Origin of the sequence: Prosthecobacter sp. (genome assembly GCF_044236155.1) — a bacterium.
In the GTDB taxonomy this organism is placed as follows: Bacteria; Verrucomicrobiota; Verrucomicrobiia; order Verrucomicrobiales; family Verrucomicrobiaceae; genus Prosthecobacter.
Genome location: NZ_JBIIHA010000031.1, coordinates 1 through 17,673 on the forward strand (window position 1 = coordinate 1; position 17,673 = coordinate 17,673).

At 60.1% G+C, this 17,673-nt stretch carries 18 protein-coding genes; 14 read left to right on the forward strand and 4 right to left on the reverse strand.

The window, feature by feature from the left end:
• Nucleotides 1–218 precede the first annotated feature (218 nt).
• The 6 genes from ACILSE_RS19855 (at nucleotide 219) to ACILSE_RS19880 (ending at nucleotide 6,007) form a co-directional block, all read left to right on the forward strand.
• Entirely contained in the window at nucleotides 219–953 is a 735-nt protein-coding gene (locus tag ACILSE_RS19855; RefSeq protein WP_395719178.1) for a nuclease-related domain-containing protein, read from the forward strand.
• Nucleotides 954–999: 46 nt separating this feature from the next.
• Nucleotides 1,000–1,257 carry a hypothetical protein gene (locus ACILSE_RS19860; RefSeq protein ID WP_395719179.1) on the forward strand — a complete coding sequence of 86 codons (258 nt, stop codon included), beginning with the start codon at nucleotides 1,000–1,002 and terminating at the stop codon, nucleotides 1,255–1,257.
• Between the two features lie 524 nt (nucleotides 1,258–1,781).
• Nucleotides 1,782–2,594, forward strand: coding sequence for a bifunctional DNA-formamidopyrimidine glycosylase/DNA-(apurinic or apyrimidinic site) lyase (mutM, locus tag ACILSE_RS19865; RefSeq protein ID WP_395719180.1), 813 nt, complete (start codon nucleotides 1,782–1,784; stop codon nucleotides 2,592–2,594).
• A 49-nt stretch (nucleotides 2,595–2,643) separates the two neighbouring features.
• The gene (locus tag ACILSE_RS19870) at nucleotides 2,644–3,693 is read left to right on the forward strand and encodes a fructose-bisphosphatase class II family protein (RefSeq protein WP_395719181.1); all 1,050 of its coding nucleotides are present in this window, start codon (nucleotides 2,644–2,646) and stop codon (nucleotides 3,691–3,693) included.
• Between the two features lie 71 nt (nucleotides 3,694–3,764).
• Nucleotides 3,765–5,144, forward strand: a complete 1,380-nt coding sequence (locus ACILSE_RS19875; protein ID WP_395719182.1) for an NAD(+)/NADH kinase — start codon at nucleotides 3,765–3,767, stop codon at nucleotides 5,142–5,144.
• 2 nt (nucleotides 5,145–5,146) lie between these two features.
• Nucleotides 5,147–6,007 (forward strand): MBL fold metallo-hydrolase, encoded by an 861-nt coding sequence (locus ACILSE_RS19880; protein ID WP_395719183.1) that lies wholly within the window; start codon nucleotides 5,147–5,149, stop codon nucleotides 6,005–6,007.
• On the opposite strand, the gene ACILSE_RS19885 is transcribed toward ACILSE_RS19880, so the two are convergent.
• A complete protein-coding gene (locus ACILSE_RS19885; RefSeq protein WP_395719184.1) occupies nucleotides 5,989–6,411 on the reverse strand; it encodes a rhodanese-like domain-containing protein in 423 nt (140 codons plus the stop codon). The genes ACILSE_RS19880 and ACILSE_RS19885 overlap by 19 nt on opposite strands.
• Nucleotides 6,412–6,687: 276 nt before the next feature.
• Between ACILSE_RS19885 and ACILSE_RS19890 the strand changes: the two genes are divergently transcribed.
• The 8 genes from ACILSE_RS19890 to ACILSE_RS19925 all read left to right on the forward strand — a co-directional run bounded on the left by ACILSE_RS19890 (nucleotide 6,688) and on the right by ACILSE_RS19925 (nucleotide 14,812).
• Nucleotides 6,688–7,077, forward strand: a complete 390-nt coding sequence (locus ACILSE_RS19890) for a prepilin-type N-terminal cleavage/methylation domain-containing protein (protein ID WP_395719185.1) — start codon at nucleotides 6,688–6,690, stop codon at nucleotides 7,075–7,077.
• A 126-nt stretch (nucleotides 7,078–7,203) separates the two neighbouring features.
• On the forward strand, nucleotides 7,204–7,692 hold the full coding sequence (locus ACILSE_RS19895; protein WP_395719186.1) for a type II secretion system protein: 489 nt from the start codon (nucleotides 7,204–7,206) through the stop codon (nucleotides 7,690–7,692).
• A 5-nt stretch (nucleotides 7,693–7,697) separates the two neighbouring features.
• Nucleotides 7,698–8,102, forward strand: a complete 405-nt coding sequence (locus ACILSE_RS19900; protein ID WP_395719187.1) for a type II secretion system protein — start codon at nucleotides 7,698–7,700, stop codon at nucleotides 8,100–8,102.
• A gap of 45 nt (nucleotides 8,103–8,147) precedes the next feature.
• The gene (locus ACILSE_RS19905; protein WP_395719223.1) at nucleotides 8,148–8,648 is read left to right on the forward strand and encodes a type II secretion system protein; all 501 of its coding nucleotides are present in this window, start codon (nucleotides 8,148–8,150) and stop codon (nucleotides 8,646–8,648) included.
• A gap of 18 nt (nucleotides 8,649–8,666) precedes the next feature.
• Entirely contained in the window at nucleotides 8,667–10,838 is a 2,172-nt protein-coding gene (locus ACILSE_RS19910) for a GspE/PulE family protein (RefSeq protein WP_395719188.1), read from the forward strand.
• A 36-nt stretch (nucleotides 10,839–10,874) separates the two neighbouring features.
• Nucleotides 10,875–11,351: a response regulator gene (locus ACILSE_RS19915; protein ID WP_395719189.1), complete on the forward strand. Its 477-nt coding sequence runs from the start codon at nucleotides 10,875–10,877 to the stop codon at nucleotides 11,349–11,351.
• On the forward strand, nucleotides 11,348–14,134 hold the full coding sequence (locus ACILSE_RS19920; protein WP_395719190.1) for an ATP-binding protein: 2,787 nt from the start codon (nucleotides 11,348–11,350) through the stop codon (nucleotides 14,132–14,134). Before ACILSE_RS19915 ends, ACILSE_RS19920 begins: the two co-directional genes overlap by 4 nt.
• A gap of 57 nt (nucleotides 14,135–14,191) precedes the next feature.
• Entirely contained in the window at nucleotides 14,192–14,812 is a 621-nt protein-coding gene (locus ACILSE_RS19925; RefSeq protein WP_395719191.1) for a hypothetical protein, read from the forward strand.
• Between the two features lie 122 nt (nucleotides 14,813–14,934).
• On the opposite strand, the gene ACILSE_RS19930 is transcribed toward ACILSE_RS19925, so the two are convergent.
• From ACILSE_RS19930 to ACILSE_RS19940, 3 genes are all read right to left on the reverse strand, one after another.
• On the reverse strand, nucleotides 14,935–15,780 hold the full coding sequence (locus ACILSE_RS19930) for a ferredoxin family protein (RefSeq protein WP_395719192.1): 846 nt from the start codon (nucleotides 15,778–15,780) through the stop codon (nucleotides 14,935–14,937).
• 67 nt (nucleotides 15,781–15,847) lie between these two features.
• A complete protein-coding gene (locus tag ACILSE_RS19935; RefSeq protein ID WP_395719193.1) occupies nucleotides 15,848–16,180 on the reverse strand; it encodes a hypothetical protein in 333 nt (110 codons plus the stop codon).
• A 105-nt stretch (nucleotides 16,181–16,285) separates the two neighbouring features.
• Nucleotides 16,286–17,650: a sigma-54-dependent transcriptional regulator gene (locus tag ACILSE_RS19940; RefSeq protein ID WP_395719194.1), complete on the reverse strand. Its 1,365-nt coding sequence runs from the start codon at nucleotides 17,648–17,650 to the stop codon at nucleotides 16,286–16,288.
• Between the last annotated feature and the right edge of the window lie 23 nt (nucleotides 17,651–17,673).

Sequence of the window (17,673 nt, forward strand, 5' to 3'; positions counted from 1 at the left end):
ATTTAGGAATCTATGGCTCTTATAACACGGGCCAGCTTGGGCACCGCCAACTGATAGCTTGGATGTAATTCCATTCTTCTCGCTACACCAGTTGCTCTATCTGTACAATTTTAAAACACGCCCTAGCATTTCATTCCTGCCGTGTTTCTGAAATCCGCATCGCAAACAATGGAAGGATTCGTGCGTGACAGAGAGGAAAGCGGTGGAGAGATTTCCTCATGTTGATGCTGAGTAGAGCTGCCTTCAATCCACTGGAACTGGTTTCGGCCCAGCTTTGGGCGTTCCTGCCTTGGTTGATCATCCTGGGTGTGCTCTCACTGCTCGGGACTTGGTTAAAAAGACGATTCTTGCCGAAGTTGAAGGGAAACCTCGGCGAATGGGCGGTGAACCGCGCGTTGCTCAAGAATTTGAATCCGCAAGAATATCACGTGCTGAATGACCTGCTGATCCCCGACGGCGCGAGTGGCCAGACTCAAGTGGATCATGTGGTTGTATCGGTCCATGGCATCTTTGTTCTAGAGACGAAGAACTGGGACTGCTGGATCTTCGGCCGCGAAGATGACCGGGAATGGACACTGAGCTATCCGGGAGGGGGGAAGAAGAAGGTGCAGAATCCGCTACGCCAGAATGAGGGGCATGTGCAGGCCATTATGAAGCTCCTGGCGGTAGGACGGGAGAGATGCCATAATCTGGTTTTCATCAATCCGGTTTCCAAGTTCAAGACCGGGCCGGTCCCTGGCGCGTTTCAGAGCAGGATGTTGGATCATATCCGGTCTTACCATGACATCGTTTTCGATCCAGGCTGGGTCGGTGAGGCGGTGAGAAAGCTGCGGGAAGCATCCATGTCGCATGACAAGCAGGCGGTGGCGGCCCATCTCAACCAAGTGAAATCCAAGCGCCAGCCGCTCTCACAGATGGCGAAGACATCTCCGGCTTTGAAACGCTCAAACTGAATTCCCCATGGCAACTCCCCAAGGCATGCGATCAACCACCTTCGCCGTGAACTCCACCGATGCAGTGCATGTTTACAGTGATGATCATCACATCTGGCTGCAATTGCGGCGGAATGTGGCGACAGAACAGGACATCGGAAAGCCGAGCTTCAAGGTTGCGATGAACCTGAACGTCGGGATCGCCGAGAAGTTGGGGAATGAGCTGCTGAGGCTTGCGATCAGTCAGAAGGAAAGGCAGAAACTCAACGCCCGGTCCGCCAAAGAAAACAAAGGCAAAAAGGGGCAGGTCAATGCGGCGGCTTAGAAGTCAGCAAGAGGTCTCAAGTCGTTCACCTGAACTCTATTGATGGGTGCTGCCCGGATTTTTCGGACGGAATTCCGAGCACTACAAGAAACAGGCGATCCCCAGCCCTGGAAAAGGTCCCGCCGATTCAAGGAGGCCGGCAGGTGGGCTTCTGGAAAAATCGGCGGGCCTCCCTGAATCCGCGGGAAATCTCCGGGAGCAGGCTGGATCACGTTTGGGGGGGGCACGCCTGACGAGGTCTGAACGTGACTCGTTCATTCCCTCACCGCTGACATGACGCTGATAAGACGCTCATCCTTGATGGATTCATCAGCGTTCCATCAGCGTCTTATCAGCGGTCTAAATCCGAGGCGCAACAGGCGCTCCCAATCGAAAGTCTCGTGACCTTCGGGCGGGTGCGGAGTGCCGACGAGCCGTCGGCCCTGAGGGTTTGGCTGGCGACGAGTCGTCGCCACTCCAGAGGCGGGAAGAGCCATCCAGGCATTTGGAGTTGCATGCGCGGCGTCCTGTTTCATATCCGCGCCATGCCAGAGCTTCCCGAGGTCGAAACCACGCTGCGCGGCGTCTCGCCGCATGTGCTCGGCAGGCGCGTGCGTGAGGTGATCGTGCGGGACAAACGGCTGCGCTGGCCGGTGCCGGACACGATCCATGAGATGGAGGGCTGCCGGATCGACTCGGCGCGGCGGCGGGCGAAGTACCTCCTGCTGGGCACGACGAAGGGGACGCTGATCATTCATCTGGGCATGTCGGGCAATCTGCGGGTGCTGACGCCGGAGGTGCCGTTCAAGAAGCATGATCATCTGGCCATTACGCTGGAAAACGGGAAGCAACTGCGACTGCACGATCCGCGCCGCTTCGGCGCTGCGCTGTGGGTGGAGGGTGATCCGCTGGAGCATGCGCTGCTGAAGAATCTCGGCCCGGAGCCTTTGGGCGATGCATTCACCACCGCGCACCTGCACGCGGCCTGCCGGGGGAAGACGGCGGCGATCAAGCTCGTCATCATGGACGCGCATGTGGTGGTGGGCGTGGGAAACATCTATGCTAGCGAGGCGCTCTTCATGGCAGGCATCGACCCGCGCAAGCCGGCGGGGAAGGTGACTCGACCGCGCCTGGAAAAGCTGGTACAAGCGATCCGCGAGGTGCTGGCGGCCTCCATCGAGATGGGCGGCACGACCTTGCGCGACTTTCTCAACGAAAGCGGCGAGCCGGGCTACTTCGCGCAGACGCTGCGGGTGTATGACCGCGAGGGCGAGCCGTGCCGCGTGTGCGGGGCGAAGATCAAGCGCCTCGTGCTCGGCCAGCGCTCGACTTTTTTCTGCCCGAAGTGCCAGAAGTGAGGATTCTTTTGTTCGTCATCCGGCCATTCGTGATTCAACTTCCCCGACCATGTCCACCAGCCTCCCTCCGCTCCGCAGCACCCATGACCTTGAGCGCATTCTTGAGTTTGAATTCGTGCGCGCCACGGAAAACGCGGCCTTGCAGGCCATCCACTGGCTCGGGCGGGGAGAGAAGGAGCTGGCGGACGGCGCGGCATGCAGCGCGATCTACGGCGTGTTCGACATTCTCGACATCCGGGGCGAGGTGGTGATCGGCGAGGGGATCAAGGACAACGCGCCGGGCATTTTCGTGGGCGAGCATCTCGGCACGTGGCGTGATGGATCGCCGCGCTTCAACATCGCGCTCGATCCGATCGACGGCACGACGAACATCGCCAAGGGACTGCCGAACAGCGTCTCGGTGATCGCCGCCGCGCAGATTCCTGACGGCGCGCCCTGCGCGATGAAGAGCCTGCCGAGCTTTTACAGCCACAAGATCGCCTACGGTCCTGCGGTGAAGCGTGCGCTGGAGGGGCGGGGGGACCGCTGCTTCCTGGACATGCCGCTGCAGGAGGTGATCTCGTTTGTGGCGGAGGCGCTGGGCAAGCGCGAGCGCGATCTGGTCGTCGTGACGATGGACCGTCCGCGACATGGCGAGATCATCGAGGAGGTGCGCCGGACCGGCGCGGCGCTGCGCATGGTGACGGACGGTGACATCGCCGCCGCCGTGGCGCCCTCGATGCCGGAGCCGACGTGCGATCTTTACGTCGGCATGGGCGGCTCGCCGGAGGGCATCCTGGCCGCCGCCGCCTTGAAATGCCTCGGAGGCGACATGCAACTGCGCATGTGGTTTCACAACGACGCGCACAAGGCGGAGGTGGCTGCGCAGGTGCCCGCCGAGGAGCTGAACAAGGTCTTCCGCGTGCATGAGCTGATCGTCGGCGAGAGCGCGCTCTTTTGCGCGACAGGCATCAGCGACAGCCCGCTGCTGCCAGGCTGCCGGCTTTTTGGTCATCGTGTGGAGACGCACTCCATCCTGATGCGCGCCCGCAGCGGCACGGTGCGCCGCATCAACGCGGTGCATGATCTTGACCGCAAAGTCGTGCCGCTCAGGGCGTGAACGGCGGCGAAGGCGTGCGTGTGAGCGCATCGCTGCGCTTGCACTCGCCTGCGTCGCTGGCACGGTGCGGAATGCCGAGACGCATCGCCATTTTTGGAGGGAGCTTCAATCCGCCGGGGAATCATCACGCGGCCATCGCGGCGCGGCTGGCGGCGGAGTTTGACGAGGTGCGGGTGATCCCGTGCGGCCCGCGGCCGGACAAGCCGGTGACGGGCAGCGTGCCGCCGGTGTATCGCGCGGCGCTGGCGGACCTGGTGTTTGGCGGACTGGCGAAGGTGGCGGTGGATTTGAGCGATTTCGAGCAGGAGACCTTCACGCGGAATCATGCGCTGCAGTCGCGTTTTGAGATGCAGGGCGAGGTGTGGCATGTGGTGGGCGCGGATTTGATCGCCGGTGGTGCACGCGGGGAATCGCTGATCCAACGGACGTGGGAACACGGCACGGAGCTGTGGCAGCGGGCAAATTTCGCGGTGCTGCGGCGGCCGGGATTCGATTTTGATGCGCGTAATCTGCCGCCCCATGCGCGGGAGATCGATCTGCTGGTGGATGGGGCGAGCACGGAGATCCGCGAGCGATTGAGCCGTGGGCAAAGCGTGGCGGGCATGCTGAATGCCCGCGCGCTGGCCTACATCGAGCGCTACGGCCTGTATCGCGCGCCGATTCCGGGGAACTGGGCGCGTGGCACGCTGGAGAACGCGAAGTTTTTCCTCCAGGCTGACACGGCGATCCCGAAGGTGCGCGAACTGAGCACCCCGCTGGCCGGGAGAAGCGTAGCGGCGGCCGAGGCGGATTTCATCAGCGTGGTCGGCGGTGATGGCGCGATGCTGCGGAGCATCCGCGAGCACTGGCGGGCGCGACTGCCCTTTTTCGGCATCAACGCGGGGCACATGGGCTTTCTGCTGAACAGCCAGGAGCAGACCGCAGGCAAGTTTCCGCCTGCGGATGTGATCTTCCGGCAACTGCCGATGCTGTTCCTCGAGTTTGAGAATGAGAGCGGGCAGAAACGCACGGCGCATGGTTTCAACGATGCGTGGCTGGAGCGTGCGACGAGCCAGAGCGCGTGGCTGGAGGTGACGGTCAATAACGTGCGCCGCATCCCGAAGCTGGTGAGCGACGGAGCGCTGGTGGCCACTGCGGCGGGATCGACGGCGTATGCGCGGAGCATGGGCGCGTCGCCGCTGCTGGCAGACACGCCCGCGTGGCTGCTGGTCGGCTCCAACGTGCTGGAGCCTGCGCACTGGCGCAGCGCGCTGCTTTCACCGGACACGACGGTGGAGATCCGCAGCCTGGACCCGAAAAACCGGCCGGTGGAGGCTTTTGTGGATGGCCTGAGCATGGGCCGCGTGGTGACATTGCGCGCACGGTTGTCACGAGCGGCGGCGGCGGAGCTGGTGTTCTGCGCCAGCCATGACATGGCGGAAAAAATCGCCGCGATCCAGTTCGCAGCCTGATCATGATCGCGGCACTGCAAAAGGACGAGGCCTTGTTGGCGGACATCGCCGCCGCGAACGGTGATGAACACACACTGCATGTGTGGTGGCTGGGCCAGAGCGGATTTCTGGTGCAGTGGGCAGGGGAGCGGATGCTCTTTGATCCCTACCTGTCGGATTCGCTGACGAAGAAATACGCGAGCACGGACAAGCCGCATGTGAGGATGACGGAACGCTGTGTTGATCCTGGAAGTCTGACGTGCATCACGCGGGTGACGGCGAGCCATGTGCACACGGATCATCTGGACGGTGCAACACTGGCGCCGCTGGCGGAGGCGAATCCGGGCTTCCGCCTGTATCTGCCGCATCCGGTCATCCCCGAGGCGAAAAAACGGCTGCGTGATGCCGAGGTGAGGTTTTGCGCGACGGGGGATCGTGATCTCCACGACGAAGGTGAGTGGCAGATTCGCGGTGTGATCGCGAAGCACAACGAAGTGGTGCGGGACGAGCTGGGCAACAGCCATTGCACGGGTTTTCTCGTGAAGTGTGGGCCGTTCACGATCTACCACAGCGGAGACACGCTCTGGCATGATGATATTGTCCGAGTGCTGCGGGAGAACCGCTGCGACATCGCCTTTCTACCCATCAACGGCAATAAACCGGAGCGTCGTGTGGCAGGCAATTTGAACGGCACCGAGGCGGCGGCGCTGGCAAAGGCATGCGGGGTGCGGCTGGTGGTGCCGTGCCACTACGAGATGTTTGAGTTCAACACAGAGACGACGGAGGAGTTCGTCCACGCTTGTGAGCGGCTGGGGCAGCCGTTTCGCGTGATGCGTTGCGGAGAACGCATCGTGCTGCAGCGGGATCATTTGGCCACGGCCTGACCGCTGGCGATCCAGGCGTTGAAGCCGCCTTTGAGGAGCAGGATGTTTTTGAACCCGAGCTTGTGCATCTCCACAGCGACGAGCTTGGCGCGGCCACCGATGGCGCAGTAAACAATGCATGGCTTGTTTTTGTCGAGCCTGGCCAGGGCATCGAGGGTTTTCTGGCCGTGGAATTGGTCGTGGTGAAGGGAGTTGAGGATGTAGCCGCGTGTTTTGCGCTCTTCCTCGGTGCGCACATCGATGATGATCGTGTCTGTATGGTCCACGAGGTGGCGTTCGACGTTTTCAGGCAGAATCTCGTGAATTTCCGCAGGCAAAACCGGCATGGGCGGCTGCGATTCCGCCAGAACCCAAGACTGCGCAAAGGAACAAAGCAGGAGAACAAGGAGATAAAAGCGGCGCATGACGTGGTTGGGGGGGCGATGGCTTCTTATAGTGAGGCTGTCTTCTGCGGACAAAGATTAAACCGGCAAACAGAGCAGGGAAAACCGTCATCAAGAGCGGGCGAGGTGCATTTTCGCATTGGGAGGAGGGTGTTTGTCAGAAAATTGTGAGAAATTATAAAAATTATGTTGAATCATGTTTTGATAGCTATTATAAATATCACAATTCGATGCTGAACAACTCAAACGAGCTGCTCTCGCCGAAGTAACACCAACAGCCAAAACACAGACAACACTATGAAAAACATCAAACTCAACACCTCCCGCAAAGCTGGCTTCAGCCTCGTGGAAATGCTCGTCGTCATCGCCATCATCGGCATCATCGCCGCGATCGCGATCCCGAACATCGGCAACCTGAATGACAGCGCTCGTGAAGGCGCCGCCAAGCGCAACGCCCAGACGGTCGCTTCCGTTCTCAACGCTGCTGTCGCAGCCGGCGCTGACCTCGGAACCCTGACCGATGGTGCTTCCATCATCGCGAAAGCTGAAGCCGGAGTCTCCCCGACCGTGGGTGCCTTCCAGGGCAAGACCTTCACCTCCGGTCCGATCGACGACGAAGATGAATCCAAAGTTGCCTCGTATCTCAGCTGGGATGCGACCAACAAGCAGGTCATCTACACGCCCTGATCCTATATAGGTTATGACCTGTCGCCTGGCTCTGTGACATAAACCACAGTTTCGGACGATTCACGTCCGCCGGGGAGGTGACTCCCCGGCGGATTTTTCGCAAATAAACAAGGCTGCCGACTGGATATGAAAACGACACTTCAAGCGAGAGGAGGAAATGGATTCAGCTTTGTGGAGGTGATCTTCACAATCGCGATCATCGGCATCATGTCTTCTCTCGTGGTTAGCGCGATCTCAAACGCCTCCCGCGACGCGCATCGTGTCATGGGCCGCCAGCAGCAGGCGGCGGTGCAGAGTGCCCTGACTGCATGGGTGATGGCGCAGACGCGTATCGGAAACACCGCGCAGGTGCGCAGCCTTGAAAGTGTGCGCACTGCCTACAATGCCCTGGGCACCACCTCCGCCCGCTTCAATCTTCTGGTGCCGAATCCCAGCTCTCCCGATCCTAATCTTCGCGCAGGATTTCTCGATCAAACGACAGCGGACCACTTTCTAGACTACACGACCGGCACCGAGAGGCTGAAAACCTCGGCTTTGGACAGTGCGAAGCAGTATCTGACGCTTCCGACCTGGCAGAGCGGAGATTTTCCACGGGTGGATCTGGTCAACGAATGAGCCTCATGAACACCACGCTTTCAACACGTCCATCCTGGATCCGCGGCTTCTCGCTGGTGGAGATGATGGCTTGCGTGTCGATCATCGGCATCATCGCCTTCATGGCGATCCCTTCGGTCACGCGCATGCGCGGTGACAGCGAGCGCAATCTGGCGATCGCCCGCGCCGAGGCGCTCAATCTCGCGCAAGCCAGCTACATTCAGGTGAACGGCCGCACGCAGGCCGCTTTGAACTGGTCCGCCGCCACTTCCGCCGAGGCGAAGTACACGCTGCTTCGCCCCTACCTGAGCTTTTCGGAGACGACTTTGGCCACCTTCATGCCATCCGGCTACACGGTGACTTTCGCACCTTCCATCACTTCCATGACCAAGGCCGCGCTCACCGGGCCTTCGGGAACCATTTTCTACTGACAAGGATCAAGCATGACCACCTCCGCCCACAGAGGAACTCGTCTGATGCATCCCTTCTTCCTGCGATCCCGCAGGGAGCGGGGTTTTTCCATGTCGGAGCTGGTCATTACCATTTCCATCATGGGGGTGCTGGCGGGCATTGCCGTGGGTTCATTGAATCAGTTCATGGGCGGCGCGAAGGACACTCTGGCGGCCGAACGGCAGGAAATGATGAACCAGGCGCTGCATCGTTTCGCCCAGCAAAACTACGAGATGCTCTTCAACGCCATGGAAAACTCCGCGGCCGACGAGATGGTCATCCTGCGCACGCTTCAGTATCGGGACCCCGATCCGGACCGTGCGAAGATCGGCTCTCCCTATCTCGATCCGCGCTACAACCCGCTCTCGTCCAGCGCCGCTGACAAATACCGCCTGCGCTGGACTGGCAAGATGTACGAGCTCCTGAAGCCGGGGCAGAACGGCACCGGGCTGCTGATGAATTTCGAAGGCACGGACTTCACCACGGCATTCGCCTTTCCGCCGAATTTTCAAATGGCCGGACGCTGATCCAGCCGCACTCCCACCATGCCCGCCACTCTCCAGATACCGGTCTCGCAAACACCAAAATCTTTTGGTGCTGCGAGTAATCCGCCAAACACGACAATCGAGGCGAGACAGACGGCGATCCTGGCCATCCAGTCCATCGAGGGACTGGCTTTGCAGCATGGCATGCTGCCGGTCACGCTCCTGCGTGAGAGCTGCTCGCCTGAGGCCGAGCGCTTGATCCGCAAACTCGGGCGCGTGCCGTATGTGGCGGATCCGTGGTTGCCTGTGACCACCATCGGGCCGCTGCTTGTCATGGCGCATCACAATCCGCGCGCGTCCGACTTGTGGGGCGTGCCGCCGTTTTTGACGATCCGTGTTCTGATCACCCAGGAGCAGTATCAGAACACCCGCCAGGACCTGGTGCAGCGTTTTGGCCAGATGCCCATCTCGCAGTCAAATGTGATGGAGGAGTTGCAGCCGCCGGTGTTCAAGGATCTGGGGCTGGAGGGCTCGTTCAACTGGCTTCTGGAAAAGTATCCTTACGAGCCTGCCGAGGTCACGAAGCTGAAGGGATTTTACGAGGCGCAGAAAGGCAAGTCGGAAAAGCTGGGCATCACTCACTTCAACGTGGTGCAACGGAACATGGGCATCGCCCTGCAGCATCTCGTCAGCGGCAACCGGACGCTCGTTTACAGCGCCACCGAGGCGCAGCGCCAGACTTTTTTCCCCATCCCGCTGCTGGAGCGTCACAATGTCTATCCGCTCTATATCGGCAAACATGTCGTCTTCATGCTCAGCGAGAGCAGTGACTGCTATGCCTTCGAGGATGAGTGGCTCTCGATGGGCCATCCGTCGATCAAGATCATTCCGGTACTCGCGGATCTGGCGAGCATTCGCGATGCGATCAACCGTGCGGGCGCCACGTTTGATCCCAGCGCCGTCGCCTCCCTGGAGGGCGCCAACCTCTCCGTGGCCGATGATGCCAGCGTCGTCGAAATTTCGCCCGAGGACATGGCGCGGATCAATCCGCAAAACCCCAATCACGAGGCCGAGCAACTCGTTCAATGGGCGCTGTTCACCGCCATCCGCTGCCGTGCCTCCGACTTGCACCTGGAGAAGTTTTACAGCTTCACGCGCTTCCGTGCGCGCATGGACGGCACCATGAAGACGATCATGACGGCTCCTGAGAGCCAGTTAAACCGCTACGTCGCGCTGATCAAAAACTACGCCGGCATGAACCAGAGCCGTGCCGAGTGCCAGGACGGCCGCATGGCGCTCTCCATCGGCCGCCGTCGTGTGGATGTCCGTGTCGCAGCCGTGCCCACGCGTCGTGAGTTCCAAAAGGTCATCATGCGCTTCCTCGACAAGCAGGACGGCGTGAAGCGCCTCTCGGATTTCAATCTTTCCCAGCGTCAGATCGACATCCTCACGCGCACCATGCAGCGCGACCAGGGCCTCGTGCTCGTCACCGGTCCCACCGGTTCCGGCAAAACGACCACGCTGTACGCGCTGCTCAACAGTGTGAATGACGAAGGAGTGAACATCCAGACCATCGAGGACCCGATCGAATACGAGATCGAGGGCATCAACCAGACGCAGACCAACAACGCCCGCGGCCTCGACTTCGCCAATGGGTTGCGCGCCCTGCTTCGTGCCGACCCGGACATTATTCTGATCGGTGAGTCACGCGACGCGGAAACCGCCATGGCCGCTGTGAACGCATCACTCACAGGCCATTTGGTGCTGACCACGCTGCATGCGAACGACTCGCTGCGTGCCGTCTCGCGTCTGATGTCGATGGGGGTCGAAAAGTACCTACTGGCGGACTCACTCGCGCTCAGCCAGGCGCAGCGCCTTGCGCGGAGGCTTTGCAATTACTGCAAAAAGCCCATGCAAGTGCCCCAGGACATCCAGGAACTGCTCGCGAAGCAGGCTGTCATCACCCAGCCTCTCACCACCCCCATTTACACCGCCCGCGGCTGCGACGAGTGCCATGGAACAGGTTATGCCGGGCGTGTGGCTCTCATGGAGCTTTGCGAGGTGAACAACGAACTGCGCGACCTCATTGAGGAAGGCGCGCCTCTCAGCGCCATGCGCGCGGCTGCTTTCAAGGGCGGTTTCCGATCACTTTATCAAGAGGGGCTTCAGCAGGTCATAGGCGGCCACACCTCGCTCGATGAGATCAAATGCCTCAGCTACACCGCCATGTGAGCCTTCCCTCAGAATTTTTTCCAACCTTCACCCGCCATGTCCCAGACCACTCAATTACTGCCTCGTGAGTTTGCCGCGCGTGCCATCGCACGCGTGTTGATAGTCGATGACGAGCCGCATGTCCTTGCCGTAGGCAAGGCCGTCCTCGAAGCGCATGGATTTGAGGCGACGGCCGTGCACACAGGCGAAGAGGCGCTCGAGATCGTGCGCAAAGGTGTCGAGGAAGGACAACGTTTCACAGCGGCTATTCTCGATCTCACGATGCCCGGAGGTGCCTCCGGTTTCGAAGTGCTCGACTGGCTGCGCTCCTGCGACCCGCAACTGCCTGTGATCGCCTGCAGCGGCTACTTTCAGGAGGATGTGAAGGATCTTTGCCAGGCCATCGGGTTTGCGGATGTCCTGCACAAGCCTTTCAACCTCGAAAGCCTCTGTCTGGCCGTGCGGCGCGCCTTGATGCAGGAAAATGAAACCGCTGGAGCTGCCTCGGTCACAGGGGCTGGAGTCATGTCATGAAGTTCAACTTCCAGATCGCCAATCGTTTCACCCTGCTGGGCATGTTTGCCGTCCTGGTCGGGGCAGGGGCGACCGCCTCCGGCTTCATCTGGCAGGAGTTCATCACTTTGCGTTTTGTGCAAAGCTCTTACCTCGGGGCCGTGGTGCTAGCCGGGCAGATGGAGTTGAACCGCCAGGCCCTGAGCGAAGGGGAGCTGACCGGGGTGGCTCCCTTGAACTGGGAGAACGAGGCCCGCATGCGCATGCGCCTCCAGACGGTGGAAATTCCTCCCGCGCTGCAAAGCCTCGGTCTTGAGGTTGAGGTCGTCGCGCCACGACAAACCGCAGCGGGGTCAGGCGCTCCTCCTGTCGCCAAATCGCCCCCCATCTCCATTCTGCCCATCTGCCAGAAGTGCGTGATCGAGGAACCCGCGCCGGCACGCATGGAGAATCTGATTTATCGTGTGATGGCGGGAAGCTCCCTCGTGATGGACGACACGAGCGACAGCCGCAGCCTTGAAATCAACGGCAGCGACCACTGGATCATCAGCGCGGCCCCGCTTTACAGCAGCGACGGTCACGTCGTCGGCGCCTTCATCGCACGTCAGCCGCTCGTGCAGTTGCGTCATCTCATCAATACCCAGCGTCTCATGGTGCCGATCCTGGGTGCCTGCGCAGGCCTTGTCCTGGCGGTGTTCAGTTTCTACATGATCGGCAGGCGAATCACGAAGAAAACCCATGCGCTCATAGAGGCATTCCGAGCCATGCGCTCCGGCAACCTGAACGCACGCGTCCCGGCAAACGGCTTCGACGACCTCGACTTGGTGCAGGAGGAGTTCAACGCCATGATTTCGCATGTGCAGGAGGAGGACCATCGCAAACATACCCTCCTCATCGAATACGAGGCCGCAAAGCGCCAGGCGGAGACCGCCACTGCGGCCAAGGGCAACTTCCTGGCCAACATGAGTCACGAGATCCGCACGCCCATGAACGGCATCATCGGCACCACCTCGCTGCTCATCGAGATGGGCCTCGACCCCGAGCAGGAGGAGCTCGTCCGCATGATCCGTTCGTCCGGCGAGTCGCTGCTGCACGTCATCAACGACATCCTCGATTTCTCCAAGCTCGAATCCGCCAAGATGGACATCGAAAAACTCCCCGTGGACATCGAAAAGCTCCTCGGCGAGACCACCGACGTCTTCTCTCACAAGGCCGCCGAGAAAAACATCGAGCTCAATGTTCACATCGACGCCGCCTTGCCGCGCAAGGTCATGGGCGATTTCCAGCGCATCAAACAGATCCTCGTCAACCTCGTCGGCAACGCCATCAAGTTCACCGAAAAAGGCGAGATACTGCTCCTCGTTCGCCAAGTCTCCCGCCAGACACCGCAGGGCGACAAAACGCTGCTTCACTTCTCCGTGCGCGACACCGGCATCGGCATTCCTGCGGAAAAAATCGGTCAGCTCTTCCAGGCATTCAACCAGGCCGACACCTCCACCACTCGCAAATATGGCGGCACCGGCCTCGGCCTCGCCATTTCCAAAAAGCTAGTCAAGCTCATGAACGGCGAGATCAGCGTCGTCAGCGAGGAAGGGAAGGGGTCCGACTTCTTCTTCGAGCTGCCGCTCGTCGTGGCGCCCGATGACGAATCGCGTGAGGAAGAGGTCGCTTGGCTCGATGTGGTCAAAAACCGGCCGGTCGCCATCTACAGCGCTCATCCCACCACGCAGCAGGTGCTCAACCAGTCCCTCATGCAGTGGGGCATGAGCGTCACCCTCCTGCGGGATCGCTCCCTCGACGAGCTCGATCAGGCGCTCGAAGAAGCCGGACTGTTCATTCTCGACGTTTCGCGACTGCGGCATGAGGATGCCACCCCCCTGCTCAATGCCGCGGCCGCCCGTGGCACCGCCATCATCACCATCATGCCCATCACCAGCGCCAAGCTTGACCGCGAACGCTGCGTGCCACCGGCGGGCAGCCGGCACAGCCGCCTTTCCAAGCCCCTCAAGCGCCGTGAGTTGCTGCGCACCATGGCAGAGCTCTATCGCATGCCACGCCGGGTCATTCTTGCCCCCATGACCACGACTCCGGCAGTGAATCAGCTGCAACCTGGCATGGGCATGCCCGTGCTTCGTCCTGCCAGCTCCCCCGTCATGCAGCCTGCGATGGGCTATGTTCAAGGGGCCATCCAGTCACCTCCCGCCGTCCCGGCCATGCCTGTGATTTCCGGTTTCGCACCGGCTATGAATGCGGTGGCAAGCCCGCCGCCGGCCGAGCCTGTGCCATCTGAGTCGGGTGCCGCCCGGGCTGCTGCCGGAGGGCATGATGCGCAAGTTTCCAGCTCCACCAATCGTGCGATCGCGAAGGCTGCCAAGGCGGAGGTGGACAACTTTGCCAGCCAGAACCCAGCCCGCATCCTTTTGGTCGAGGATCAGCCGCTGAATCAAAAAATCGCCACCATGCTTCTGCAGCGGCTTGGTTACGCAAAGGTGGAAATTGCCAACAATGGCGAGGAGGCCACCGTGATGGTCGGGCAAGGAAGCTACGACATTGTCTTCATGGACCTGCAAATGCCTGTCATGGGCGGCATCGAGGCCACGCGGCGGATCCGTGGCAATTTCCAGCTCAAACACCAGCCGGCCATCATCGCCATGACCGGCCACGCTCTGACCGGCGTCAAAGAAGAGTGTCGTGAAGCAGGCATGAATGCCTTTCTCACGAAACCTGTCTCCCTCGACGATTTCCGCCGCGTGATCCCGCCGGCACTTGCTGTAGAGGCATCTCAGATTCCAATGAATCTGTAAATGTAACGCTTTCAGCGTTTGGCTTGCTCTTCGACTTTGACATGCCATAAATCGTGCATGCGACGTCCATGGATCAAAGTTGAAACCGCCACGCCAGATAAGCCGGAAATTTGTGCCATAGCCACAGCTCTCCGCATGGATGAGGATGCGGTTATCGGTAAACTCGTTCGTCTTTGGTCTTGGGTTGAGGTTAATCATGCTCCTGCGAACGATTTAGGCGTTACCAAAGAGTTTCTAGATAAGCTCGTTGGGCGCAAAGGCTTCGCCAACGCCATGATCGCCTGCGGGTGGTTGTTGGATAACGATGGGAAACTCAGTTTGCGTAATCTTGAGCGGCACAATGGTGGAAGTGCCAAAGTGCGTGCTCTCACAGCACAGCGAGTTGCCTTGCATCGTCAAAAGAAACGAGTTTCTGAACGTCGAAACGTTGCTAAAACGTTACATGTTGAAAGTGACGAAGCGCCTGCCGCGGTCGGGGTGAATGATGCGATAGATGTAAAAAGTGTTCAGGAAGCATTATCCAGCAATGAAGAGGACGATGCTCAAAACATTCCAGTGAAGCCTGCGCTTGCTGATGAAGTTGCAGCTGTGCATGCAGAGGTGGCTCATGAAGAACCGGCTGCGAAAAAGCATCGTTCCCGCCCGACCAACGACCCCGATCAGCCTCTCTTGTTTTAGCCGTGAGTCCAAGAGATGGTGGCTCCATGGTCATCCACTTGTGATCAAGTGACCTATCGTTTGAGTAAGTTCTGAAGCCTGATTTTTCGACAGTAAGGGTAGCGCTCAGAAAGCCGCGCACTTTACTGTGAAGCAAGAGCCGCAGCGGCCTTCGCTTTGGCGGCCTCGGCTTTTTTGAGAATCTCGTCGGTGCTGGGTAGGCTGGCGAGGACGTCGGCGGGGATGAAGCCGTCGCCGACGAGCTTGGTGAGGCACTTTTTGCGCTCGTCGAGCGCCTTGTCGGCGCTGCGTTCCTTGCTGAAGCGGGACTTGAAGGCGCTGCTCCGGTCTTTGAGTGTGGAGTAGATGTCGCCACCCAGGAGGGAGGAGATATCGACTTTGATCTTTTCGCGTTTGGCCTCGTGTTCGTTCACCTCATCGCCGTTGATGGGGCCGCCCTGATACTTCGGGAACATGATGGCAACCTCCGGGCACACGCGGGAGCAGGCGGGGCAGTTGGTCTTGCAATTGTCGTTGTTTTGGACCTGGATTTTGTTGTCCTCGCTAACGCCATAAACATCGAAGAGGCAGAAACTGAGGCACTGCATGCAGTTCGTGCAGCGCGTGTAGTCGATGACCGGGAACCAGGGCTTCCATTTGCCCGGTTCGTTCATCGGTTTGTCGCCACGGGTCTTTTCGACGAGGGAGACGATGGCGTCAGGCGCGAGGCCGGTGATGTCGCGAGTGTCGATGGCGATCTGGCCAGTGACGTCCTCGAGGGTGGGGGCTTTACCTTCAAAGGCACCGAGCACGAGGAGGCTGCGATCGTCGTGCGGCACGGCGCTGGCCCCCTGGCCGCTGCGGGTGACGGCGTAGCCTTTGTCGAGCAGCGCCATCATGACCTTGGCGCGGGCCTCGGCGGGTAGAGCGATGCTGCCGGTGCCTTCGTAAAGGATGACGCGGAGCGGGCGGTGGGTGTGCGTGATCATGGAAGGGAATGACGAATTCAGAATGACGAATGACCTGTCAAGGAACGGTCAAAGGGTCAAGGAGTGGTCAAGAATCGGTGCGAAGGAGAGCGTCGGTGATCTCGGCGGTGGTCTGGGTGCGCATGTTGAGGATCTCGGCGTTTTCGGGGAGCGGAGAACCGGCCTGCTGGAAGAGACCACGGACGGCGCGGGGATAGCAGGCGGCGATGCGGAGGCTGGAGCAGCTTGCGATGGCCTTGAGCCGTGGATCGCGATGTGCGGCCATCTCGCAGAGATCGGAGACGGTCTCAAAACTGGCGCTGGATTCGCAGAGCTTGCCGAGGACTTCGTTTTTCACGCCTGAGGGGACGACCTGGGCGTAGGCGCAACGGCAGTAGAGAATGGTCGTGGAAGGTGACAAAGCGCGTGAGGGGGCTGATTTTCACGGCATTTTGGGCGCGGGCGTGAGCCTGCGCAACTGCCGCTCCCGTGCTGGACGACAAAATTCCCGGAGAGCCGCGAGACGCTAGGTCGTGGTCTTGCGCTCGACGTTGAGGCCCATTTTTCGATACAGGGTGGCGATGGAGACACCAAGCATGCTCGCAGTCTTTTCGCGGGAACCGCTGTTGTATTTGAGGGTCTCTTGGATGAAAACGCGCTCCTGAGCCTTGATGAAGTCGTCGAGGGTGGAGCCGATGGGCAGCTTCGTGAGGCCGGAGGAGGCCGAAGGCGTGGGCACCTCGATCTGCTGCGTGACCTTGGTGGGAAGGTCGGAGGGCTTGATGCGGTCGCCCTCCGCGAATGCGCAGGCACGTTCGATGGAGTTGCGCAACTCGGAGAGATTGCCGGGCCAGTTGTATTTTTCGAGGAACTCGACGGCGGCGGGGTCGATCGTCTTCGGCTTGGTCTCGGTGCGCTCGGCCAGTTCTTGAAGGAATTGCTCGACGATGGGCTTGATGTCCTCCCGGCGTTCGCGAAGCGGCGGGATCTTAAGCGGGACGACGGAGAGCTTGTAGTAAAGGTCTTCGCGGAACTTGTCGGCCTTCACAGCGTCCTCGAGCGGGACGGTGGTGGAGACGACGAGGCGGAAATCAACGTTGCTGCCGCTGAAGCGGCTTTTTTTCGCCTGGGCTTCGTCAAGGAAGGTGTTCAACTGCGATTGAATGCGGGGGGGGAGTTGGGTAACCTCGGTGAGGTGGACGGTGCCGCCTGCGACGCGGTTGAAGATGGAGTTTTGCCCGAAAAGCTCGGTGTCGAGCGCGTCTTCGGGCATGGCGCTGCACTGAAGCTCTTTGTAAGGAGCGCTGCTGCGGCGGCTGGCCTCGTGCAGGGAACGTGCGACGATGTGCTTGCCCACGCCGAACTCGCCCTCGAGAAGAACGGGGCTGTCGTTGTTGGCAACGCGACGCACGATGTCAAAAATGCGCTGGAGAGCATCGCTGTGGCCAATCAGCTTGGATGAGGAGGCCGAGCGCAGACTAGCACTTGGCAGGGTGACGGGGGAAGCTGCAGGGGCGCCACCGGCGGAACCGTTGCGTTGCAAGGCTTGATTGACGGTTTTGATGAGGTCGCCGAGATCGAAGGGCTTGGTGAGGTAGTCGAAAGCACCGAGGCGCATGGCTTCGACTGCGGTTTCGACACTGCCATGGCCGGTGACCATGATGACCGCAGTATTGGGAAACTGATCCCGGCACATGCTGACGAGGTCGAGGCCGTTTACATCACCGATGCGAAGGTCCACGATGACGAGTTCCGGCTGGTTGGCGCGGATGGCGGCGATGCCGTCGATGCCGGTGGTGCAGCCGAAAACCTGATGGCCGGCGGCTTTGCAGAGCTTGGTCATAAGCTCCAAGATGGCGGCTTCGTCGTCTATGATTACTAGTTTAGCCATATTGTTTTCGTTAAATGAGAGGC